At 43.5% G+C, this 22679-nt stretch carries 18 protein-coding genes and 2 pseudogenes; 8 read left to right on the top strand and 12 right to left on the bottom strand.

What is annotated here, in order from left to right:
- Nucleotides 1-229: 229 nt before the first annotated feature.
- A pseudogene (locus VB714_RS00225) lies at nt 230-5650 on the top strand (AAA family ATPase).
- Here VB714_RS00225 and VB714_RS00220 read toward each other — a convergent pair.
- Nucleotides 5628-5873, bottom strand: a complete 246-nt coding sequence (locus VB714_RS00220; RefSeq protein WP_323219988.1) for a hypothetical protein — start codon at nt 5871-5873, stop codon at nt 5628-5630. The pseudogene VB714_RS00225 and the gene VB714_RS00220 overlap by 23 nt on opposite strands.
- A 122-nt stretch (nt 5874-5995) precedes the next feature.
- Between VB714_RS00220 and VB714_RS00215 the strand changes: the two genes are divergently transcribed.
- The 4 genes and pseudogenes from VB714_RS00215 (at nt 5996) to VB714_RS00200 (ending at nt 14290) form a co-directional block, all read left to right on the top strand.
- Nucleotides 5996-9901, top strand: a complete 3906-nt coding sequence (locus VB714_RS00215; RefSeq protein ID WP_323219986.1) for an NACHT domain-containing protein — start codon at nt 5996-5998, stop codon at nt 9899-9901.
- A gap of 34 nt (nt 9902-9935) precedes the next feature.
- Nucleotides 9936-10100 (top strand): annotated as a pseudogene (locus VB714_RS00210) (ATP-binding protein); the annotation flags it as partial.
- A 173-nt stretch (nt 10101-10273) separates the two neighbouring features.
- Nucleotides 10274-13009: an ATP-binding protein gene (locus tag VB714_RS00205; protein WP_323219981.1), complete on the top strand. Its 2736-nt coding sequence runs from the start codon at nt 10274-10276 to the stop codon at nt 13007-13009.
- Between the two features lie 6 nt (nt 13010-13015).
- The gene (locus tag VB714_RS00200; protein ID WP_323219979.1) at nt 13016-14290 is read left to right on the top strand and encodes a sensor histidine kinase; all 1275 of its coding nucleotides are present in this window, start codon (nt 13016-13018) and stop codon (nt 14288-14290) included.
- Here VB714_RS00200 and VB714_RS00195 read toward each other — a convergent pair.
- The 6 genes from VB714_RS00195 to VB714_RS00170 are packed head-to-tail and all read right to left on the bottom strand — an operon-like array spanning nt 14265 to nt 16554.
- Entirely contained in the window at nt 14265-14426 is a 162-nt protein-coding gene (locus VB714_RS00195; RefSeq protein WP_323219977.1) for a hypothetical protein, read from the bottom strand. The genes VB714_RS00200 and VB714_RS00195 overlap by 26 nt on opposite strands.
- A gap of 47 nt (nt 14427-14473) precedes the next feature.
- Nucleotides 14474-15070 carry a Uma2 family endonuclease gene (locus VB714_RS00190; RefSeq protein WP_323219975.1) on the bottom strand — a complete coding sequence of 199 codons (597 nt, stop codon included), beginning with the start codon at nt 15068-15070 and terminating at the stop codon, nt 14474-14476.
- Nucleotides 15071-15104: 34 nt separating this feature from the next.
- Nucleotides 15105-15263 (bottom strand): hypothetical protein, encoded by a 159-nt coding sequence (locus VB714_RS00185; RefSeq protein WP_323219972.1) that lies wholly within the window; start codon nt 15261-15263, stop codon nt 15105-15107.
- 26 nt (nt 15264-15289) lie between these two features.
- Complete coding sequence (locus VB714_RS00180; protein WP_416309564.1) at nt 15290-15472, bottom strand: DUF5615 family PIN-like protein; 183 nt, start codon at nt 15470-15472, stop codon at nt 15290-15292.
- A 35-nt stretch (nt 15473-15507) separates the two neighbouring features.
- Nucleotides 15508-16098, bottom strand: a complete 591-nt coding sequence (locus VB714_RS00175; protein ID WP_323219970.1) for a Uma2 family endonuclease — start codon at nt 16096-16098, stop codon at nt 15508-15510.
- A gap of 54 nt (nt 16099-16152) precedes the next feature.
- Nucleotides 16153-16554 (bottom strand): addiction module protein, encoded by a 402-nt coding sequence (locus tag VB714_RS00170; protein ID WP_323219968.1) that lies wholly within the window; start codon nt 16552-16554, stop codon nt 16153-16155.
- A gap of 34 nt (nt 16555-16588) precedes the next feature.
- Here VB714_RS00170 and VB714_RS00165 point away from each other — a divergent pair, with 34 nt between their 5' ends.
- From VB714_RS00165 to dut, 3 genes are all read left to right on the top strand, one after another.
- Nucleotides 16589-16807, top strand: coding sequence for a hypothetical protein (locus VB714_RS00165; RefSeq protein ID WP_323219966.1), 219 nt, complete (start codon nt 16589-16591; stop codon nt 16805-16807).
- 254 nt (nt 16808-17061) lie between these two features.
- Nucleotides 17062-17859 (top strand): dCTP deaminase domain-containing protein, encoded by a 798-nt coding sequence (locus VB714_RS00160; RefSeq protein ID WP_323219964.1) that lies wholly within the window; start codon nt 17062-17064, stop codon nt 17857-17859.
- Between the two features lie 62 nt (nt 17860-17921).
- Nucleotides 17922-18377, top strand: coding sequence for a dUTP diphosphatase (gene dut, locus VB714_RS00155; RefSeq protein ID WP_323219962.1), 456 nt, complete (start codon nt 17922-17924; stop codon nt 18375-18377).
- A 103-nt stretch (nt 18378-18480) separates the two neighbouring features.
- Here dut and VB714_RS00150 read toward each other — a convergent pair whose 3' ends face one another.
- The 5 genes from VB714_RS00150 to VB714_RS00130 form a co-directional block, all read right to left on the bottom strand.
- Nucleotides 18481-19794 (bottom strand): DUF2201 family putative metallopeptidase, encoded by a 1314-nt coding sequence (locus VB714_RS00150; RefSeq protein ID WP_323219960.1) that lies wholly within the window; start codon nt 19792-19794, stop codon nt 18481-18483.
- Between the two features lie 7 nt (nt 19795-19801).
- Nucleotides 19802-20422 carry a Uma2 family endonuclease gene (locus VB714_RS00145; protein ID WP_323219958.1) on the bottom strand — a complete coding sequence of 207 codons (621 nt, stop codon included), beginning with the start codon at nt 20420-20422 and terminating at the stop codon, nt 19802-19804.
- A 115-nt stretch (nt 20423-20537) separates the two neighbouring features.
- Entirely contained in the window at nt 20538-21710 is a 1173-nt protein-coding gene (locus tag VB714_RS00140) for an AAA family ATPase (protein ID WP_323219956.1), read from the bottom strand.
- Between the two features lie 12 nt (nt 21711-21722).
- Nucleotides 21723-22382 carry a hypothetical protein gene (locus tag VB714_RS00135; protein WP_323219953.1) on the bottom strand — a complete coding sequence of 220 codons (660 nt, stop codon included), beginning with the start codon at nt 22380-22382 and terminating at the stop codon, nt 21723-21725.
- Complete coding sequence (locus VB714_RS00130) at nt 22376-22501, bottom strand: hypothetical protein (RefSeq protein WP_323219951.1); 126 nt, start codon at nt 22499-22501, stop codon at nt 22376-22378. The genes VB714_RS00135 and VB714_RS00130 overlap by 7 nt, the downstream gene beginning before the upstream one ends.
- Nucleotides 22502-22679: the final 178 nt, after the last annotated feature.

Raw genomic sequence — 22679 nt, 5'->3', positions numbered from 1 at the left:
GTATAACAAGCGGGCAAGATGCCCGCACTACTGTAATTATTGAATATTATCGTAGTGGGAGCGTCTCGCTCCCTAGATTTTTAATGATAGTATTCATGCGGATTTGATATAAGATTTGTAGCGATCGCCTTTTTCTCTTGTTGTGTTTCAAATTGTTAATCCCAGCCTCATCTTCACAAGTTTTTCACAATGTTTGCTTAGACTGGAAACACCTCGATCTCGAAAAACCATGATATCCGTGAGTTTGCCCCAATTATTCGACTATAAAATCAAAGAACTCATCCACGAAAGCGATCGCACCTTCGTCTATCGCGGACAGCACAACGATGACGAAAAACCAGCGATCATCAAATTAATGCGGAATGAATATCCTGCTTTTAACGAATTAGTCCAGTTTCGCAATCAATATACCATTACCAAAAATCTGGCGATTGAAGGCATTGTTAAACCCTACGCCCTAGAACGTTACGAAAACCGCTATGCTCTGATTATGGAAGACTGGGGAGGAATTTCTTTAAAAGAGGCGATCGCCAGCAAGAAAGACAAAGAAAAACTCCTAGACATTGCTCAATTTCTCAACTTAGCCATTCAACTCGCCGAGATTCTCCACAAATTACACCAAAACCGCATTATTCATAAAGATATAAAACCCGCAAATATACTGATTCATCCTCAAACCCAAGAAGTTAAACTAATTGACTTCAGTATTTCTAGCCTATTGCCAAAAGAAACTCAAACCATTCAAGCTCCCAACGTTTTAGAAGGAACTCTGGCCTATCTTTCCCCGGAACAAACTGGAAGAATGAACCGAGGCATTGATTATCGCAGTGATTTTTATTCTTTGGGAGTGACCTTTTATGAACTCTTAACGGGAAAACCGCCTTTTGAAAGTGACGATCCCCTCGAACTCATTCACTGGCATATTACCAAGATACCCCCGGCGATCGCCACCCCCCTTCTGAAGGGGGACAGGGGAGATCGACTCCCGACTCCCTTAGTAGATATCGTAATGAAATTAATGGCAAAAAATGCCGAAGACCGCTATCAGAGTGCTTTGGGATTAAAATACGACCTGGAAAAATGTCAAAAACAATGGCAAGAAAGTGAAAAAATAGAATCTTTTACATTAGGAGAACGGGATTTGTGCGATCGCTTTCTCATCCCCGAAAAACTCTACGGAAGAGAAAAAGAAGTACAAACTTTACTCCATGCTTTCGATCGCGTCGCGGCAGGAAACAGCGAAATGATGCTGGTTGCCGGATTTTCTGGGATTGGCAAAACAGCAGTAGTCAACGAAGTTCACAAACCCATTGTTAAACAACGAGGCTACTTTATCAAAGGGAAATTCGACCAATTTAACCGCAATATTCCCTTCTCTGCCTTTACGCAAGCCTTCCGTAATTTAATGGGGCAAATCCTCAGCGAATCCGATGCTGAATTAGACAATTGGAAAACCAAAATTCTCGCAGCCGTTGGTACAAATGGACAAGTTCTCATTGATGTGATTCCCGAACTTGAAAGCATTATTGGCAAACAACCCCCTCCCCCAGAATTATTCGGAAGTGCTGTCCAAAATCGCTTTAACCTGCTGTTTCAGAAATTTATCGCCGTCTTCACCACAAAAGAGCATCCTTTAACGATATTTTTAGACGATTTACAATGGGCAGATTCCGCATCATTAAACTTAATGAAAGTGTTAATGGGAGATAACGAGATCGGCTATTTGTTACTATTGGGGGCATATCGAGATAACGAAGTTTTTCCCACTCATCCCTTCCTTTTAACTTTAGGAGAATTAGAAAATCAAGAAGCAATTATTAATACAATTACTCTCACTTCTTTGTCCCCCCATCATCTTAAACAGTTGGTCGCAGACACCCTCAGTTGTACCTCTGAAATAGCCTAACCCTTAACAGATTTAATTTATCAAAAAACCCGAGGTAATCCGTTTTTTAGCACCCAATTCTTAAAAGGATTGTATGAAGATGAACTGATTGTATTTAATGCCAATTTGAGATATTGGGAATGCGATTTGGTGAAGGTGCGAGATGCTGCTCTGACTGATGATGTAGTGGAATTTATGGCGGGACGGTTGCAAAAGTTACCAGAAACGACGCAAGAGGTGTTGAAATTGGCGGCTTGTATTGACAACCAGTTTGATTTGAAAACATTGGCAATTGTACGAGAATCTTCTTCGGAAGAAGTGGCAAAGGAAATTTGGAATGCACTGCAAGAAGGAATGGTGATTCCTATTAGCGAAGCCTATAAATTTTTCCAAGGTGAAATTGACTCCAACCCAACTGAGTCCACCACGGTAAGTTATCGGTTTTTGCACGATCGCGTTCAACAAGCAGCTTATTCTTTGATTCCCGAGTCTAAACGCGCGATCGCCCACTATCGCATTGGTCAATTACTACTTCAGCAAATTTCTCCTGAAGCTAGAGAAGAGCGAATCTTTACTTTGGTCAATCAGTTGAATTATGGAATTGCACTGATTGAAGACCAAACCGAACGAGATGACCTAGCACAATTAAATCTCTTAGCTTGCCAAAAAGCTAGAGTTGCAACGGCCTATCAAGTGGCTCGCAAGTATGCTGAAATTGCCATGAATTTGCTCGGCAGTACAGCTTGGCAACGAGATTACCCGATGACCTTAAAATTGCACGAACTCGGCGCAGAAGTGGCTTCACTCTGTGGGGAATTTGACCAGATGAATCAGTGGATTGAAGCCACGATCGATCGTGCGAGGACTCCTCTAGAACAGGTGCAGGTTTACATCGTCAAAATTCAGGTATTAACATCACAGAATAAGTTTTTAGAAGCAATATCCATCGCTCAGTTGATTCTCAAAGAATTAGGTATTGAGTTTCCCGATCGCCCTACCTTGGAGGATATTCAGCAGGCAATGCAGGAAATTAACACTTTAATCGGCGATCGCCCCGTTGAGGATTTATTTAACCTGCCCGCAATGGTAGATGCTGAAAAACTTGCCACAATGCAGGTGGCCGCAAGTATTCTATCAGCTTGTTATCTAGTCGGTTCGCCCCTATATGCCCTGTCCATCACCCTACAAGTAAATTTATCACTTCAGTATGGCAACAGCCCCACTTCAGCCTTCAGCTATGGAATTTATGGCGCTCTGGTCATCAACCTACTACAAGATGTGACGGCAGCGACACAGTTTGGTCAATTAGCTTATCGTTTGGCATCAGAAGCAAATGCCAAAAATATTCGCCCTGCAACTTTTGCGATCATTGGATTATCTTTGCACCATCACCAGCATCATTTGCGAGAAACTTTACCCATTTTTCAGGCAGGCTATCAAGCCGGATTAGAAACAGGCAACTTAGAGTATGTTGGCTATAATGCTCATGGATTTTGTTTGAGTTCCTACTGTTGCGGTCAACCTTTAGCAGAATTAGAATTTCAAATCCGTGCCTATCGTCAGCAATTGGTCGATTTCAATCAACTCGCAACGGCGAACTATTGTGCAATTTATTGGGAAACAACGCTATTCTTATTGGGTAATCCAGACAAAATCGATCTTTCTTTTGAACAAGCTGCCAAGGAAGAAAATCTCGTTTCTCAGGCTCTTGCTTCTAATGATATGATGCGGGTATTTACATTCTATATGTGCAGAGCAATGTTAAGGTTTCTACTAGGAGACATTGCTCTGGCAAACGCCGATATCGTTCAAGCTAGACAGTACATAGCGGCAGGTGCAGGAAGAATTGTCCCAGCCTTATACTTTTATGACTCCCTGATTGCCCTTGCCTCGGAGTCCGATTCCTCTGTTGAGTCAGAAGCGCAACAGCAACGAATTCAGGAGAATCAAGCCCGGTTGCAGCTTTGGGCAAAACACGCTCCCATGAACTATTTGCATCAGTGGCAATTGGTAGAAGCAGAGAAATACCGGGTTTTGGGACATAAGATAGAAGCCCTAGAGCTTTATGACGCAGCCATTGCCCTCATCCAAGAAAACAAATACATTCAAGAAGAAGCTCTAGCTAACGAACTCGCCGCTAAATTCTATCTCGATTGGGGCAAAGAAAAAATTGCCGCAGTATATATGCAAGAAGCCTACTATTGCTATGCTCAATGGGGAGCAAAGGCGAAAACCAAACATTTAGAAGAACACTACCCTGAACTATTAAAACCAATTTTGCAATGCGATCGCGCTTCTTTTACTTCAGGTACAAGCATTTCTAAGATTGTCAGCAATTCTCATACCCAAACCGCAACAATCTCGAATATTTCCTCTATTCTCGATTTCTCTTCTCTGTTGAAAGCCTCTCGCACTCTATCAGGAGAAATCGAAATCGATCGCCTGCTTTCCACACTCATGAAGATTATTCTCGAAAATGCCGGAGCGACTAAAGGCGCATTATTATTAACTAACGAACAAGGCTTGACACTAGAAGCGATCGCGACTCGTACTGACACAGAAAACGATTTAAAACTCGATTCCCTGCATCAATCGATTCCTCTAGATGATTATCCAGACTTGCCCATAGGATTGATTAACACGGTTCGACGCACCACAGAAACTGCTATTCTAGATGCAAAAACCGCACAAACTCAGTTTGCTGCCGATCGCTATTTACGACGCTTCTCTCCTCAAAGTTTACTGTGTATGCCTTTACTTGAACGAGGACATTTAATCGGGATTCTCTATTTAGAAAATCGCCTCACCGCAGATGCTTTTACAAGCGATCGCATAGACTTATTAGATGCCCTCTGCGCCCAAGCAGCAATATCCTTAACCAATGCCCGGCTTTACCAACAAACACAACAAGCACTGACCGATTTACAAAATACACAATTGCAATTAGTCCAAAACGAAAAAATGGCAACATTGGGTAATTTAGTAGCAGGAGTCGCTCACGAAATCAATAATCCCGTTGGTTTTATTGGCGGAAATGTTAGTGCAGCGCAAGACCATTTACAAGATTTACTAGAAATCCTTTCTCTCTATCAAGAAAATACGTCTCTGCCCGAATCAATTATAGAAGAGATCCAAGACCTCGACCCCGATTTTATTGCCGAAGACTTCCCCAAGCTCATTGCATCCATGCAATCAGGCTGCGATCGCATTCACAATATTAGCACATCCTTGCGAACCTTTTCCCGCACAGATACCGATACGAAAACCGAATTTAATTTACATGAAGGCATTGATAGCACAATTTTAATTTTAAAATATCGCCTCAAAGCCAATGAGCAACGCCCTGCCATTGAAATTGTGAAAAATTATGGCGATATTCCAGAAGTAAAATGCCATGCTGGACAACTCAATCAAGTGTTTATGAACTTATTGGCCAATGCGATCGACGCTGTAGAAGAAAGTAGTGCAGAAAAAACCTACACGGAGATAGAAAGCAATCCCAATCGTATTACGATTAGCACCCAATTAAGTGAAGATAAACAGAGCATCATCGTGAGAATTGCTGATAATGGGATGGGAATTTCTGATGAAATAAAAGAGCGCATTTTTGAGCAAGGATTTACAACTAAAGAAGTGGGTAAAGGTACTGGTTTGGGCATGGCGATCGCTCATCAAATTGTAACAGAAAAACATGGCGGCGCGATCGCTTGTCATTCCGAACTCGGCAAAGGCACAGAATTTGTTATTTCTTTGCCGATTGATTGATATTTTTTAATCTCTTATTCCCTCGCCAGCGCATCACAAAACAATAGCATAATGTCATCAACAACCATCCCGACGCACAACAAAACCCGCTAAAAATAACCGGATTAGAAGCGATCGGTTGCGGATCGATCGCGATCGATTGATTGACATGGGGTTCGACAAAATTGGTATAGGCATTTTCTAGCGCTTCCCGTTGTTTGATTTTATCTTGTTGGCTGTCCATCACTCACCTCTTTAGTATCTTTGAGGTCAGTGTTTTTTTGGGTTTTGCACAAAGCAAACTCAGAGAGAAATCCCTGAAATCTTTGCTATAATTGCCATAGCTGGTTTGGGAAAATCTCCCGTTTGTGCAAGTTTCCCCAAGCCAGCAAAAATCTGAGAACGAGTGCTGTTATGGTGGGAAAATCGGGGAAATTCTTTAAAAAAAGCCGTAACTATGGTGAAAGTACTGATGATTTACAAGATCGTCTCGATTTCGTTGCGTCATTGCTTGCACTTGCGGATGAGAAGATCGAGATTTCTCCAGACAAAGAACTCAAGGCTCAATTTAAACTGGAGTGGGTGAAGGAAAATGAGTTAAGGGTTTCTGGAACTGTTGAACAACAAAAACAGCGTAATGGACAGCGTAAACCGATAGAAAAGGGGATTACTAAGAAAGATTTAGGGATTTTATTGGAAACTTATTGCAACATTAATATCTCGAAAAAAGCGAGAGAAGTAACGATCCAAAACGCTCTAGATTGTCTCCGAGATTTAGAGATTTTACAAGAACATCCATCAGCTAAAAATCAGGGATTTTGGCAGTTTTCCCTCTTTCTTAAACATCAAACAGCTTCAAGAAAAGAAAATTTGGACGTTATTCGAGACGCATGGAGAGAAAAGTTTGGGAAACTTCCTCAACCCAAACCCGAACCCACTCCAAACACTCTAAAATGCTGTATTTTAGGACTGAAGGGGAAATTTGAGAAGGCGCAACGAAAACAAGCAGAAATTACCAAAAATTTGCAACACCGCTTCAGGGATAGAACCCTCTCGATCGCCTTGGAAAAAGGGAGTATTATTCTGATTGTGGAGAGTTACCAAACTGGGTATGAACAACTGAAAGGCTTGGTTAAGGACGAGATTGCGGGTTTTGAGGTGGAATATGCGATCGCAGAATGGCAAAATGTTTGTCGCAATATGTTACCCCAACAAACTCAGTTAAGCAGTAACTCCCTTTTCCCTCCAGAATTAAATCGCAATTTGTTTCAAGATGATTTATTTATCGATCTGGCTTTAGTTCAACCCAGTCGGAAACCGGAAAAACCAGAGGATGCAGAAAATGCCGAACTCGGATCGCAACTTTACACCCGACAGGCGATCGAAAAACGCTTTGAGTATCGGGAATTTCTCGAAGAGGTTAAGAAGAGCGATCGCCGACAAATCGCTATTATTGGGGAACCGGGGGCGGGAAAAACCACTTTATTACAAAAGTTAGCTTTTTGGTTATTACAAACAACGGACGATCTCGCGATTTGGGTGTCTCTGGGAGATGTCGGGGAGGGCGGCTTAAACCAATATTTAGATAAAATTTGGCTCGAACAGGCGCTAAAGTTTGCGAGAGAGGGGTTTAAGGCGGACTGGGAGCAGAAATTTGAGCAGGGTGCAGTCTGGTTACTCTTGGATGGCTTGGATGAGATGAGTGCTAAGGCGAGAGAGTCTTTTTCTCTCCAAGGTTGGGTGACAAAATCCCGGTGTATTGTCTCTTGTCGGTTGAATGTTTGGCAAGGAAACCCGGTGCAGTTACAGGGGTTTAAAACCTATCTCACCCAACCGTTTCAGGATGAACAGATGCAGGGGTTTATTCAACGGTGGTTTCAGCGTACCCCCCCCAAACAGAACTTATGGTCAGCCCTGCAAACTCCCGGAAAGGAAAGCATTAAGGACTCTTCTCGCAATCCTCTCCGCTTAACGTTATTATGTGCGGTTTGGGAACTGCGAGAGGGGAATTTACCGGACACGAAGGCGAAGTTATATCAACGGTTTGTGGACTATATCTATGAGTGGAAACAGAAAGAGTTTCCCGTGACAGACAAAGAAAAGAAGGCGTTAAATAAAAGCCTAGGGAAGTTGGCGAAAGCAGCCTTAGACGGAGAAAGGACAAGGTTTCGGTTGAGCGATCGCTTAGTGCATCAATATTTATCCCCATCCTTGTTTGAGAAGGCGTTGCAGTTGGGGTGGTTGAATGAGGTAGGACGAGATGCGGATGAACCGGAATATCCGGTCTATGCTTTTTATCATGCCACGTTTCAGGAGTATTTTGCGGCTTTAGCGGTGGAGGATTGGGATTATTTTTTACCGAAAGAGCATTGCGATCGCCCGGTGGAGGGAAGACGGTATCGGATTTTTGAGAAGCAGTGGAAGCAGGTGATTTTGTTGTGGTTGGGGCGTGAGGATGTTGAGGATGAGGAGAAAGAGAGGTTTATTCAGGCGTTGGTTGAGTTTGATGATGGGTGTGGAGAGTGGAATTTTAAGAACGTAGATAGAGGATTTTATGAATATCAAGCCTATTTTCTAGCTGCTGCTACGATTAATGAATTTAAGACTTGTTCTATCACCACTCAGATTGTTCGGCAGATATTAAAGTGGCGACTTGGTTATTTTAATAGTGAAGCTAAAAATTTCTTGGATTTTATCAGTCCAATTCAAAATCAGGCAGAAAAAGTGATATTTGAAATTCAAAAATTGGCGATTTTAGAAATTATTGAAATTGCTAAAAATTGCTCACAACGAGATATTCTCTCACGGTTAACGCAGATTTTAAATGGAATTGGACGAGGAAATTCTGAAGCAATCAATGGTTTACTCGATATTCTAAAAAATACAGACCAGAAAGAGACTCGTAGGTGGGCAGCTTTGAGTTTACAACAAGTCGGTTTAGAAAATCCTCAAGCAATCAGTGGATTGCTCAAACTTCTCCACACTACTGACAATGAAGACATTCTATGCCATGTGGATGAAATTTTCAGGAAAATTGGGCGAGGAAATTCTCAAGCAATTAGTGGATTAATTAAACTTCTCGGCACTACTGACAATGAAATTACTCGTAAGTGGATAGCTTACAGTTTACAAAAAATTGCTTCTGGAAATTCTGAAGCGATTAGTGGGTTGTCAGAACTTCTCGACAATACCGAACATGAAAATATCTTTAGGTGGGTAGTTGAGACTTTAAAAACTATCGATCCAAAAAATCCGAAAGTTATTCCGGCTCTGCTCAAAATTATACAAACAACAAACTCTGAAGAAACTTTAATACAAACCGCTATGAATTTGAACGAAAGCGATCCAGAAAATCTTCAATCTATTGCTGCTTTGTGCAAGGTTATAGAAACAACGAACTCTGAAGAAACTAAAATAAGAGCCGCTATAAATTTGGGAAAAATTGATCCAGGACATCCTCAAGCTATTCGCTGTAGTGCAACAAATTCTGCTTCGATATGTTTTCAGGCTTTTGGTGTAGAGGTTATGGAGTATCAAGCCCCAATAAAGACTAAAGATATTAATTCTTTGGTCAACTTTATCAAAACTGCTCAGGATCAACTCGATCTTAGCTGGGCAAGTCAGAGCCTTGAGAAAGTTTTAACCACGCCCAAACAATATAAAGAAGTGGTTTACGCCTTAAAAGACAACCTCTGCGATGAAGTTTACCAAAACAACTTTGACCGATTCCATGAATGCTATAAACTCATCTGGAACTGTGCCGAAAAACTCCCCTATCCCAAATTTTATCGCGCATGGCACAATCCCCCTACCACATCCCATCCCGAAATCAGCGATCAAACACCCCATAACAGCCAAACAACCCTCACCCCGCCCAACCTCCCCGAAGCCCTCCAAAACCCGCCCATCCTCATCCTCGACGCCCAAACCCTCACCCAAGAAACCCGCGAAAGCGAAATCGCCCTCAAACTGTGCAAACTGATCTGGAAACCCTTGCAACTCAAAGAAATATATCCCGAAGTGTCCACCCCCGGCCAACTCACTCGCTACCTCGATCGCCTGCAACTCAGCCAGCAGTTTTCCCAACGCGCCCTTCTCCTCACCCAATGCCAACATCCGACCCCAGAGTTACTCACCTTTTGCCAACAACTCACCGACACCGTAGCGATCGCATTTCTCACCGAAGACCCCCTAGACCTGCCCTTAAAAGGCTTTCCTCCCTATCAACCCCGTCTCATCTCTGCCATTGAAACATGGTTAGAAGAGATGTAAAAAACAGGATTTCCGCCTGAAACATGGGATAGAGCGAGTTTTCGATCCCTTTTTTACCACGAAAGGTGTCGGAAAAGGAACGGGTTTGGGGATGGCGATCGCTCGTCAAATCGTAACAGAAAAACATGGCGGCAGTATCGAAGTGCAATCCAAAATTGGTTGGGAAACTGAATTTCAGATTGATTTACCTATCATTTAGCTAATTGTGAGCGAGAAGCAGTTTTTGGGGTTGATTTTTTGTTTACCTTCACCACTCTTTCGCAATTTTGAAGCATAACTAAACATGAGAACGTGGAATAAATTAATGAATTCTATAATTTCAGAAAATTAATGTTATAAATAAAGAAAATTAGAATGGAGGACTCTTGCAGAATGTCTTTATTAAGGAGAAAAGGCGATCGCCTTGGCCGCGTACCTCTACGAGCCATTCTCATTGTGCCATTCGTGTTGCAAATTTTTGCCGCCGTGGGACTGACGGGATATTTATCTTTTAAAAATGGTCAGCAAGCCGTTACAGATTTGGCTGACCAATTGATGAGTAAAACCAATCAACTTGTCACCCAACACCTTAACGATTATTTACAGGCTGCATATCAACTTAATGATATCAATGCCAATGCGATCGAGCAAGGATTATTCCAACCTCTAGAACTTGTCAAGATTGGCAAGTTTTTTTGGAGTCAACTCGACTCTTTTGACGTGGGATTTATCAATTATTCATTAACCACAGGAGAATTTGCAGGAGCCGGATATGTCAACGACGATCGCCCTTTAGTTGACGAATATTCGCCAAATACAGATGGTAAACTCCATCATCATTTTAGAGATAAACAAGGCAATTGGACAAAGGAAACTGCCGATTATATTATCTCTCCTCACAAAGAAGGCTGGTATAGCGAATCTGTTAAAAAAGGTCAGCCAGTATGGAGTCAGGTTTATCTGTGGAGTGGGACATCGGGAAATATGGCCCTGGCGGCGGGTCGTCCCCTGTATGATGAAAGCGATCGCTTAATCGGTGCTGTTGGAGTCGATTTGATTCTCTCGGACATTGGTGAATTTCTGCAAAGTATCGAGGTGAGTCCATCTGGTCGTATTGTCTTACTGGAGCGGAATGGGCAGATTATCGCCAGTTCTAATTTAGAAAAGCCTTATAAAATTGTCGATGATAACGCCGAACGCCTCAATATTCTCGACAGTGAAGACCTCACCCTCAAGCAAGCCGCACAGTATTTAAAAGGTGAGTTTGGCGAATTGAGTCAGATCGATCGCCCCTTAGCGGCTGAGTTTTTACTAGATGGCGATCGCCAATTTCTCCGGGTTGTTCCTTTCCAAGACGAGAAAGGCATTGATTGGTTGGTGGCGATCGTCGTCCCTGAGTCGGATTTCATGGCGCAAATTAATGCCAATACCCGCACCACGATTTTGCTCTGTTTGGGGGCTTTAGTAGTGGCGACTCTGTTAGGATTCTATACTTCTCGCTGGATTACCCGGCCAATCTTCAACTTACAGCAAGCCAGCAAAGCGATCGCCTCTGGAGACCTCGATCGCGAGGTCAAAGGTCAGGGAATTAGAGAATTAGAAGGATTAGCGCGATCGTTTACCCAAATGGCGGCACAATTGAAAACCTCCTTCACTCAACTCGAAGATCGCGTCGCAGAACGAACGCTTGAACTCCAACAAGCCAAAGAAGAAGCAGACGGTGCTAACCAAGCCAAAAGCGAATTCCTCGCCAATATGAGCCACGAACTCAGAACGCCCCTCAATGGTATTCTCGGCTATGCTCAAATTTTAGGGCGATCGAAAACTTTACCGGAAAAAGAACGCCACGGCATTAACATCATTCATCAATGCGGCTCCCATTTGCTCAATTTGATTAATGACATCTTGGATCTTTCCAAAATCGAGGCGCGTAAACTCGAACTCTCTCCCAAAGCCTTGTATTTGCCCGCTTTACTGCAAGGAGTGGTGGAAATTTGCCAAATTCGCGCCCAACAAAAAGGACTTGATTTTCATTACCAACCCGATGCAAACTTACCGATGGGCATTGAAGCCGATGAAAAACGCCTGCGTCAGGTTTTAATTAATCTTTTGGGTAATGCCATTAAATTTACCGATGGCGGTGAGGTAATATTGCAGGTCAAACAATTATCCGCCAGCGATCGCGCCACACAACTCCGTTTTGCCGTCATCGATACAGGAGTAGGCATTGCCCCAGAGCATCAAAGCCAGCTATTCCAAGCCTTTGAGCAAGTAGGAGATAAAACTCGTCAAGCCGAAGGGACAGGGCTGGGACTCGCCATTAGCAACCGCATTATTCAGTTAATGGGAGGGGAAATTCAAGTTAAGAGTCAATTGGGAAAAGGTAGCGAATTCTTTTTTGAAGTTGAGTTTCCCTTAGCGCAAGATTGGAGTCGGAAACAAACTCTGCTGGCGAATAATATCGTCGGTTATGAAGGAGAAAAGCGTCAGATCCTGATTGTGGACGATCGCTGGGAAAACCGTGCTATCATCGTCAATTTACTCGAACCGTTAGGTTTTGTTGTCACTGAAGCGGAAAACGGGCAAGGAGGGTTAGAAAAATTACAACTCAACCTTCCTGATTTAATCATCACAGATTTAGCCATGCCCGTTATGGATGGGTTTGCATTCATCGATCGCCTGCGCCATGACGATCGCTGGCAAGGGTTAAAAGTTATCGTTTCTTCCGCATCAGTAACAGAAGCCGATCGCCAAAGAAGTTTGGACTCTGGGGGGGATGATTTTCTGGCTAAACCCGTACAAGTTGAGGAATTATTTAATCTCTTGGCGCAACATCTCCAACTCACTTGGCAGTTAGAGGAAACCTCTAGCCATGTCTCCTCTGAGCCTCGGGACGCTAACAACAATTTCGTTTACCCTCCTCTGGAAACCTTACAACAACTGTTAGAATTAGCCCAGAAGGGACGACTCAAGCAATTAGAAGAGGTTGCTGCGGAAATCGGACAACAAAGCGATCGCTATCAGTCCTTTATCTCAGAAATATTGAATCTCGCCAAACAATTCCAAATTGAAAAGATTGAAGACCTTATTCAAGCTCACATTGCTACCAGCGATCCTACAAAAGTGTAAAAAGTAATGAACGATTTGCTAACAGGCTTAATTCTCATTGTTGATGATGTTCCCACTAATTTGGATGTCATCTGCCAAACCTTAAGCGATGCTGGATTTGATGTGGCGATCGCCACCAGTGGCACCCGGGCGCTGCAACAAATCGAACGAGAAAGACCGGATTTGATCTTATTAGATATCATGATGCCTGGAATGGATGGTTTTGAAACTTGCCAACACCTCAAAGCCAACCCTCTCAACGCCAATATTCCCGTTATTTTTATGACGGCTTTGGCGGATGCTGAGAGTAAAGTCAAAGCCCTAGAATTGGGGGCGGTTGATTATATTACCAAGCCATTTCAGGAAGTAGAAGTGTTAGCGAGAGTAAGAACTCATCTCAAACTCTATCGCTTGACGCAAAATCTCGAACAGCAAATTCAGCAAAAAACAGTTGAGTTACAATCCTCCCAACTGCAATTGATTCAGAGTGAAAAAATGTCTGCATTGGGCAACTTAATAGCGGGAGTCGCCCACGAAATTAATAATCCCACTAATTTCCTCAAGGGTAATCTCAAACCCGCAGAAAATTACGTGCAGGATTTGCTAAATTTTATTAATTTGTTGTTGGCAAAATGTCCTGAAAATGATGAAACCATACAAGAGGAAATGGAGGAGATCGATCTCGAATTTATTTGTCAAGATTTGCCCAAATTACTTGCCTCAATGAATGTGGGAGTCGATCGCATTTGCGAGATTAGTAATAGTTTGCGAACTTTTTCCCGCGAGGATCGCGATCGCAAAACCACCTTTAATATTCACGAAGGCATTGATAGCACTTTATTCATTCTCAAACATCGCACTCAAGCCAACGAGCAACGACCGGAAATAGAAATTATTAGGGACTATGAAAATATTCCCGAGGTGCAGTGTTTTCCCGGTCAACTCAATCAAGTGTTTATGAATATTATTGCCAATGCGATCGATGCTTTAGATGAAAGTAATGTAGGGAAAACATTTGAACAGATAACAAAAGCTCCCAATTATATTACCATTAGTACGGAATTAAGTAAAGATCGGCAAAATGTACTTGTCCGAATTGTTGATAATGGGATAGGAATGCCAGAAGAGGTGCAAGCAAAAATGTTTGAACAAGGATTTACGACAAAAGGAGTGGGAAAAGGAACCGGTTTAGGCATGGCGATCGCCCATCAAATCATTACTGAAAAACATGGGGGTGCGATCGCTTGTCATTCTCAACTGGGGAAAGGGACGGAATTTACCATTTCTCTGCCTGCGAGTTAAGGGCGATCGCGCTTCTGTTTCTACTATTTTGATGGGGAGAGGCGATCGCATCGATCGCATTGTTTTTGATGGAAGTATACCTAGTGAGATCGCACTCGCAAAATGCCTGCGATCGCACGCTTGTCAACAATCGCAACACCTTCTCATTAAAGTGGATTGGGGATGAGAGATCCCCTCAATCTTTTAGTGGGTTGCGATCCGCTTCATTTTTAACCAATCAAATATTTGGGTGGGACTCGTTTCGAGATCGATACCGGCTAGGACGGGTAAGCGATCGCTTCGAGCAAAAATAACGGGTTCTTGTTTGGGTCGAAAAACAAGAATAGAGCGATCGCGCGGATCGATCGACCACCCCAATTCACTCCCATGTTTTAAACAATGTAAAATATTAGCTGCAACGCGGTTAGAAGATTGGTCGGGTGAGAGAATTTCAATGGTCCAATCGGGAAATGAATTAAACTTATTGATGAGATCGCCTTCTGGTGTCATGGGAATTCGATTCCAACGCAATACAGAAATATCGGGGACGAGAGAACGATCGCCAAAAGTGCATCGTAATTCGGGAAAAGCACAAGCAATCTCTTGACCTTCACTAATTTTATTAATGGCTTCGCACAGCTTGAATTGTAATCGACTGTGTTGAGTTTGAGGCATTGATTTTTGTCTTGCTTGTCCGGTATGCTCTCCTGCTGGCGTGTATTCCCATGCCGGTGATTCCTCTATATAGGGAAGTTTGAGGAAGGCTTCGAGAGTTAAAGATTGAATCGGTGTTGCAGTCATAACAAGAATGTTATCCTAGACTTTGATTATGACATCAATTAGCCAATAGGATGCGTTGGCGGAACAGAGTAGCGATCTGTGTTTTACCAAAAAATGGCGATCTCGCTTCTGTCTTTGAGGAAAATATAGCAAGCGATCGCAGTAGGTAAACACCTAGCACATCACGACAAAGCAAGCAGGGATAAAGTCTCATCTTCGTAAAATAATGCGATCGCGCCTTTACTCCCGACGCAGCAAATTTTCAACTTGTAATGTCGAACAGTTCCCAAGGCGAACCCAAATCACTTTCGGTGGATTTCCCAATACTAAACTTAGATCGTGCATATCAGCATCTTTTGAGACAATTATTAAATCATTTTCCTTTGCATAATCCCAAACGTAGGGATCGATTGTCGCTTTCATACCAATAGATTTATGCCGATCGGCAGTGCTACCTTTTAACCGCTCCCTTCATCCTCTAACTCTAAAACAACATCTTCATAAATAGCATTTAGCGATAACGTGACTCCCAAACTCATCAACTCAATCGTATCGCCTTCACTGTAGGGAATGAATCGCCACTCTCCAACAGCATCCCGCCGAAAAATCTCAACCGTTTTGGTTTCAGAACTCACTAAAACATATTCTTGTAGCGTTGGGAGGCGACGGTACAGGGCGAACTTACCACCTCGGTCGTAAGCCTCCGTACTTGGAGAAAGCACCTCAATAATAACGCAGGGATAGCGGATGAATTGTCGGGCAGTGCGATCGCGATCGTCGCAGCTAATACTAAGGTCTGGATAGGTAAACGGTCCCTCGTCAGTAATGCCCACCTTGGCATCAGAGTTACGCACCTTGCAGCGTCCCCGTAACGGTTCTCGCAGGAGGGTTGCCAAATTTAGGGCAATATCTGCATGGGGAAGTGTCCCCCCCGCCATCGCAAACACTTCCCCCTTAAAATATTCGTAGCGTAGTGGTTGCTGGATTTCCCATTCCAAATATTCCTGTGGTGTTAAGCGGGGGACAACTCTGGCAGTACCTTGCGTCATGGCATATTACCCAAAAAATATGTTTATATTTTAGCTAAAGACTAATTGGCAAACTTATTGTGGTATTCCTGCTCGATAAAGTGCTGAAGCTCTAATGTCCTCCCAAGAAACCACTGATTGAGGATTAATTTGACGATCTGCGAGACGACGGGATAGTTCTTGCTGCTGTGCTTCTGTTAACTCGAGCTGCTCTGGTTCAGCACTAATGCTGTCCCATATAGCTCCAACTAACCAGATGCGATCGTCAATACTCAATGCTTTGGCTTGTTGTAGGGCTGTCGATCGCTCCATAACTATACTCCTGCAATAAAAACGACTAGCGATCGCTATTCTACCAAAAAATAGCGATCGCACTGTCTTTGATGGAAGTATAGAAAGCGATCGCGTCCCCATTGTAAAATAAACAGATGTTAGCGATCGCCTTTCCTTTGCAAAATTTAAGTCAACACTCTCCAACTCTCCATTGAACCTCAAACGAGGAGATTCTCAAATGCTATTGGCCGAACTCATGTCACAAATCCAAACATTGCCAAAACTTGATAAGGTGCGACTGATGCAGTTTCTGGCAACAGAACTGATGAAAGAAGAAGATACAAACTTCTTTGTTGCTAACCAAGAATATCCCGTTTGGTCGCCCTACAACTGCTCTGAGGCTGCCAATGTTTTAATGAATCTTTTGGAAACCAAACAGCGATCGCAAGATGATTGATTCTCAAAGATTTTCCTACAAAATTTGCGATCGCAATCTTGGCATGGTCGTGCGATCGCTTTTCGGATATTGGGGTGTTGGGTTACGAGTAAAGTTAACCTAACCTACAAGATCGGCGATCTCCGGGTTTAGAGATCGAACACGCGCTCTATTTAGGAACGGAATTGCAAAAAGCAGAAATATCTTTGTCACTCAAGGAAAATTTGATGTACAATCAGGAATGAAGACTTGACTAGCAGCGAATCGGATAATTTATGTCTACTTTAAGCGATGTTGACATTAAAAGCGAAATTCTCAAAGGTAATATTCTTATCTACCCTTTTCAAAAGGAAAATCTCAAGGGAGCAAGTTATAATTTAACAGTTAGTAAGATCGCTTATAAAATACCTGCTAATGCTAATGATACATGGGAATCGGCTTACAATCCAGATGAACAGAAAATAATTATTCCAAGTAATTCAACTGTTTTAATTGTTACCAATGAAACGGTTTATGTAAACGAAAAAATCTCTGGAACGTATCATTCTAAGGTTAAGCAAGTTTCAAAAGGATTAGGGCATATTAGTACTACACTTGATCCTACATATTTGGGAGTTTCAGTTATTGCTTTGCACAACCATAATCCTCAAAATATTGAATTAGAACCCGAAAAAGATACTTTTGTTAGTCTAGTTTTTAGGTATGTTAAGACTCCCTCATCTGTCCATCATGACAATCGGCCAGGCAGACCCGATATTTTACCAGAACTTACTAAGAATGAGAAGGACTGGTTTTATGAAGGTTTTAGAAAAAAACGAGAACTGCTAGAAGAAAAAATGAACGAATTGTCTGATGTTCAAGAACTTCGTGAAAAAGCGAATGAGCAACAAGAAAAAAAGAAGAAACAGTGGTCTTGGGGAATACCCTATGTAATTTATGTATTAATTTTCTTGACGACAGTGTTATTCCATATATTCGATATAAATGATGAACTAGCTAATAAAGCCCAAATTGCTTGCTTTAGTGCCTTGATGGTACAAGTCTCAACCGATCTTCAACGCAGAAACAAATAGCTGTAAAATCTAATATAATGAATACCACTTCTATCGAATTCACTGATTTCCCAAAAAGAACAATGGCATTACTAAAAATTCGCAAACTTAATGGTACAGCACTAATGCCCCAATACGAACATGAAAATGATTCGGGGATGGATCTAATTTCTGTCGAAGATATAGAAATTCCTACCAGAGAAACTCGATTAATTCATACGGGAATTGCCATTGAATTACCTCCCAATACAGAAGCACAAATTCGTCCTAGAAGTGGTTTGGCATTAAAGCATAACATTACAATTCTTAATACTCCCGGAACAATTGATGAAGGATATAGAGGTGAGATTGGTGTTATTTTGATCAATCATGGCAAAGACACTTTTCGAGTTAGTCGAGGAATGAAAATTGCTCAAATGGTTATTGTCCCAATAATTCGCGTTAAAATTCAAGAAGTTAGTCAACTAACTGACACAAAAAGAGGATCGGGGGGCTTTGGTTCAACAGGAGTAAGTGTATCGATAAATGCCACAAGATAAACTTTAACCCACTTCAATTTACTCTACTCCTCTACATCCTGTCATGTAGGTTCTTTTCTGTCCTCAACAATTCCGCAGTTTCTAATGTTACATCTGTGCTACATTAGAAACTGCGGAATGTGGGCTTAATATAAGCCCCCTGCCCTAAATGCTGTAACTTAGGATAACAACTCCGGTAATTCTTCTCACTCACAAACAACCACAGAATGCGAGTACGCCGATTCTGAGGTGGCTTAGGACTGGGGGCATAACCATCCGTGTAAATAATCAGGCCATCATACTCCCTATGTTCGTCCAGATACGCCAAAACAGGGTCAAAATTCGTCCCGCCTCGTCCCGTTAACTTCACCTCACTTTTAGCACGGCGGAACGTCATCACATCGGTGGTAATCTCAGTATCAAATTGAATCACATCGATCGCCGGCACACCGTAATTAAAAAAGCGATTCACCACGGAAAACCCCTGCTGTAGTTCTTTGGTTCCCATAGAGCCGCTCACATCAATGGCAAACAGCAACCGGGTAGTAAAGTCACGACGACTGCCCATATAGGCGAACCCATAGCGGCGATTCGGTTTCATCCGAGTGAGTCGTCGCTGTTGGCTGAGGATAGAGGTGCGAAACTTGCGTAAAACTGCCCGATAGTCCAGCTTCGGGTGCAGATTCGCCAAGATTTGTTCCCGCAACTTGCCCCCAATGCTGCCCCAACTGTCATTGGCTTGTGCCATTCTCACCAGATCGTCCAGACGATCGCTCAACAATTCATCTCGATCCCATTGGTCGGTATTTTCCACACCGCTCAGGTTTGCGTCGGTATAGACTTCTAGGAGATCCGAGGGGCGATCGCTAGAGTTTGCAGTTGGCTCGGATTCCCCATCGGACGAGTCAGATTGACCCTCTCCAGACGCTCCAAACCCTTCTACATCTGAGGCTGTACCCGTCCCTGCTGTCCCTACGCCGGATGCTATTGTAATGTCTGGCTGTTGGTCGAGTAGCTTGTGGTAGTAGAACTCAAAGAATTGTTGGTCATAGGCGCGTTGGCTTGCCTGTGCGGAGCACGTATCGCCAAAAACATCCCGCGCCCGAGGAAACGGTAAATCCGTTTGCAGATATTCCTGAAGCGTTAAATTACTGGCAGCATAGCTAATTGCCGAGTGCGCTTGGCGGCGACTGTAGGGGTGTTTGAGGAGAATCCGTAATGCCTCAAAGCGCAGGGTGGCTTCTAGGTGGCGATCGCTCAACTGCCCGATAAAATCCGGATTGTACTCAATCCGACCTCGTTGCACGCGAATGGTTTGAATGCGTGGCTCCGAGACCAAAGCGTGACTCGTCCAGACGGCCAGCAACAATGGCTCGACCAGCAGCCACTTTTCCACAATCCGAGCAATGCGGTGACGGGCGATCGGTTTTATCTTCATCTCGCAGTTAAATAGTTTTGGCTGCAAAAATCTCTGCGGCGCTCAGTTGCAATTCCGGGAAAGCCAAAGACTCAATCCTCTCGTTTCCCGTAAACAGCGTTACCTGATACTCCCCATCCACCAGTTGGTAAACAGAGAGAGTCGGTTGTTTGGGATTGCCGATAAACCGCCGACCCCCTAAACCCAGATAATCCACAATCCAGTATTCGGGTATCCCCATCAGTTCGTATTCCCCGACCTTCCTGAGATAATCATCTTGCCAGTTTGTACTGACAACCTCGATCGCCAGTCCTACAGAATTCCCCTGGGTAATAATCGATTCTTTCTGCCAACGGAGTTCCTCAGCCAGTTGCGCTTTATTGAGAACAATAATGTCAGGTTGGTAGCCGGATTTGTCATCGATCGGTTTGAGCAAGCAATCCCCTGGAATTCCGTAAGGTAATTCGTAATTCTCGATTTGAATTCCAAGTTTTATGGTTAAAAAACCGATAATACTAGAATGTTCTCCAGTTCCTAAAGGCATTTTGACGATCGCTCCATTGCGTAGTTCGTATTTATCGATCGCGTTTTCCGGATACCAGTCCACAAATTCATCGAACGATAGGGGTTTGGTTAGAGTTGCAATCATAGTTATTTGGGATGAGAGATTAAGACAACAAAGGGTTTGGCGGGTATTGAAAAATCGCCGGATGGGTATTGAATGAAACTTCTACAAGATTAGCACGAGAGAAAGATTTTCGGGTTTACACCTCGATCGCCTCCAAATACTCCGACAGGAAATCAATCAGATCCATCGATTCAGCAACAAACCCCATAGCATCGCTAAACTTGGGACCTTGAACCAGAGAGGAAAAATGGGCGATCGCCTCCTGTTGTTTGGCTTTCTGGAGATATTGGAGATATTTCAACAGATTCTTGCGGGCATTATCCGCTTTATTTTCCGGGCAATGTCCGGCATTCAGCCAGAGTAACACCCGTTCGTTCAAACTGGCAAAGTCCTGAATCTCCAAGTCTTTGAGATGTTTGGAATGCTTAGAATATTGCAGGAGGAGTTGCTCGGGACTCAGACCCCGTTGGTTAGCGAGGCTTTGGCGAAAGGCGATACTGGCACGAGTCCCCACCATCCCGGCAATTAGTTTGAAGTGAATATCCTCCAACTCACCTCCTGCCTTATTAAGGGGGGGCGGGGGGGGAGCGTCCTTCTTAACTCCCCCCTTATTAAGGGGGGGCAGGGGGGGATCGTCCTGCTTATGGTTGCGAAGAAAATCCGCAACTTTGACCCAAGCACGGCGATCGGGGGTTTTGATCAGTCCAGCAGTGGCGATCGCCGTATCCGCATCGGGATTATCCCCATCGAGATACTCTGGATGCTGTTGGATAAATGTCAGCACCCGCGAATCGATATCCTGCTTGGCAGCCCAAAGCAGCCAATCTTCCACCGTCGGCACAAACTCATAGACATTGAACCGCGACACTAGAGCCGGATCTAGCTCCGTTAGTTGATATTCTTCCCCTCCATTCACCGCAGCAATGACAATACTGCCAGGGGGTAGAGATTTACCAGCTAGGGTTTTGTTGAGAGTCAGGTCTTGAACTGCCTGTAAAATCTCCGGTCGGGCCCGGTTAAGCTCATCGAGGAAGAGTACCACCGGGCGATCGCGATCGGGCCACCAGTAGGGAGGTAAAAACACCGATCGCCCCGTTGTCTCATCTTTATGGAGCAAGCCAATCAAATCCCCCGGATCGCTCATCTGACCCAAAAAGAAGGGGATGACGGGTAGGTTCTGACGCTGACGGTAGAAATGGCTAATCATTTCCGATTTGCCAATACCATGCTTGCCCACTAAGAGGATATTTTGCTCTGGTGGGGTTAGTTCTAGAACTTGATAAAGTTCGCGGGCATCAATACGAATCATTTTCTTCTACCTTTATTCTTCTACCTTGACAATATTTTCCTCTGTTATGCAATTTGTACTGGGGGTTTGTAGCGTAATACCAAACAGAATCGCGAGAACTTTGGCCAGATCGTTGGGTACACCGTAGGTATTGATGTCTTTTTGAATCAACTTTTGCTGGCGATGGAACAGACCAAATTTCCAAGTATCTCCTGTAGTCACTGCTCCGTAGAAACAATCTACAGGAGTTTGAATCCACCGATCTAGGGCAATCAGTTCCACCGCCAGTTGAGTAAATCCTTTGCCAAGATCGGCATTTTTCGCTTCAATAATGACGAAGTTTTGAGGCGCGGGAATAAAGTAATCCACATTGCCCTTGAGTTGGTTGCTAACTTGGATCGAATACTCAATCTTGAGAGGCGATTGGATAAACTTGCATACGGTTTTCAGCACTGGAAAAATGAGCGATTCTCGACGGGCAATTTCTGAGGTGGGATCCACTAACGCCAAATTTTCCGTCAACTCATGGATCAGTGGGGTGGGGTCTAGGGGCTGCTGTTCTGGGAGTTGGAGAGAAGCCGATTGGAACGCCACCCCGAATTCAGCTAGAATATCGGCGATGTCAAAGGGTAGGGCGGCATATTGGCTAAAGCTGTAACTGGCGGCAGGGTCAAGAATTGAAGGTTTTAGCATTGCTCTACTCCAGCAGCTTTTAACTTAACTGGTGTTTTTGTAATCAGTATATCTGAAACGGGGGTGAGCGATCGCGCACTATGGCTTTGAGGGTGTCCCTGTTGGATATTGACCTTCATTACAATGGGATGGGCGATCGCTCCTAGAAAAGTTGGTTATACTGAATTAATTCCAGCTAATCACCCCAAATTGGGGGATCAGACTGAAATATTTCTACCTAATCCGCCGTATGGGGGTGTTAGACAGAAAGGTTAATAAATATTCTAGATAGTTTTTCTTGAGGCTAAATTAAAGGCT

This window comes from Spirulina sp. 06S082 (assembly GCF_034932145.1).
Classification (GTDB): domain Bacteria; phylum Cyanobacteriota; class Cyanobacteriia; order Cyanobacteriales; family Spirulinaceae; genus CCY15215.
The sequence above is the reverse complement of the archived record's forward strand: the minus strand, read 5'-3'. Positions and strand labels throughout refer to the sequence as shown.

Coding starts and splice junctions, on each gene's coding strand:
- VB714_RS00145 (WP_323219958.1), bottom strand. CDS start 20,422: ATGATTGCAACTCTAACCAAACCCCTATCGTTCGATGAATTTGTGGAC.
- dut (WP_323219962.1), top strand. CDS start 17,922: ATGGCATTACTAAAAATTCGCAAACTTAATGGTACAGCACTAATGCCC.
- VB714_RS00220 (WP_323219988.1), bottom strand. CDS start 5,873: ATGGACAGCCAACAAGATAAAATCAAACAACGGGAAGCGCTAGAAAAT.
- VB714_RS00190 (WP_323219975.1), bottom strand. CDS start 15,070: ATGACTGCAACACCGATTCAATCTTTAACTCTCGAAGCCTTCCTCAAA.
- VB714_RS00180 (WP_416309564.1), bottom strand. CDS start 15,472: ATGAAAGCGACAATCGATCCCTACGTTTGGGATTATGCAAAGGAAAAT.
- VB714_RS00150 (WP_323219960.1), bottom strand. CDS start 19,794: ATGAAGATAAAACCGATCGCCCGTCACCGCATTGCTCGGATTGTGGAA.
- VB714_RS00140 (WP_323219956.1), bottom strand. CDS start 21,710: ATGATTCGTATTGATGCCCGCGAACTTTATCAAGTTCTAGAACTAACC.
- VB714_RS00205 (WP_323219981.1), top strand. CDS start 10,274: ATGTCTTTATTAAGGAGAAAAGGCGATCGCCTTGGCCGCGTACCTCTA.
- VB714_RS00130 (WP_323219951.1), bottom strand. CDS start 22,501: ATGAAGGTCAATATCCAACAGGGACACCCTCAAAGCCATAGTGCGCGA.
- VB714_RS00135 (WP_323219953.1), bottom strand. CDS start 22,382: ATGCTAAAACCTTCAATTCTTGACCCTGCCGCCAGTTACAGCTTTAGC.
- VB714_RS00165 (WP_323219966.1), top strand. CDS start 16,589: ATGCTATTGGCCGAACTCATGTCACAAATCCAAACATTGCCAAAACTT.
- VB714_RS00185 (WP_323219972.1), bottom strand. CDS start 15,263: ATGAGACTTTATCCCTGCTTGCTTTGTCGTGATGTGCTAGGTGTTTAC.
- VB714_RS00175 (WP_323219970.1), bottom strand. CDS start 16,098: ATGACGCAAGGTACTGCCAGAGTTGTCCCCCGCTTAACACCACAGGAA.
- VB714_RS00200 (WP_323219979.1), top strand. CDS start 13,016: ATGAACGATTTGCTAACAGGCTTAATTCTCATTGTTGATGATGTTCCC.
- VB714_RS00160 (WP_323219964.1), top strand. CDS start 17,062: ATGTCTACTTTAAGCGATGTTGACATTAAAAGCGAAATTCTCAAAGGT.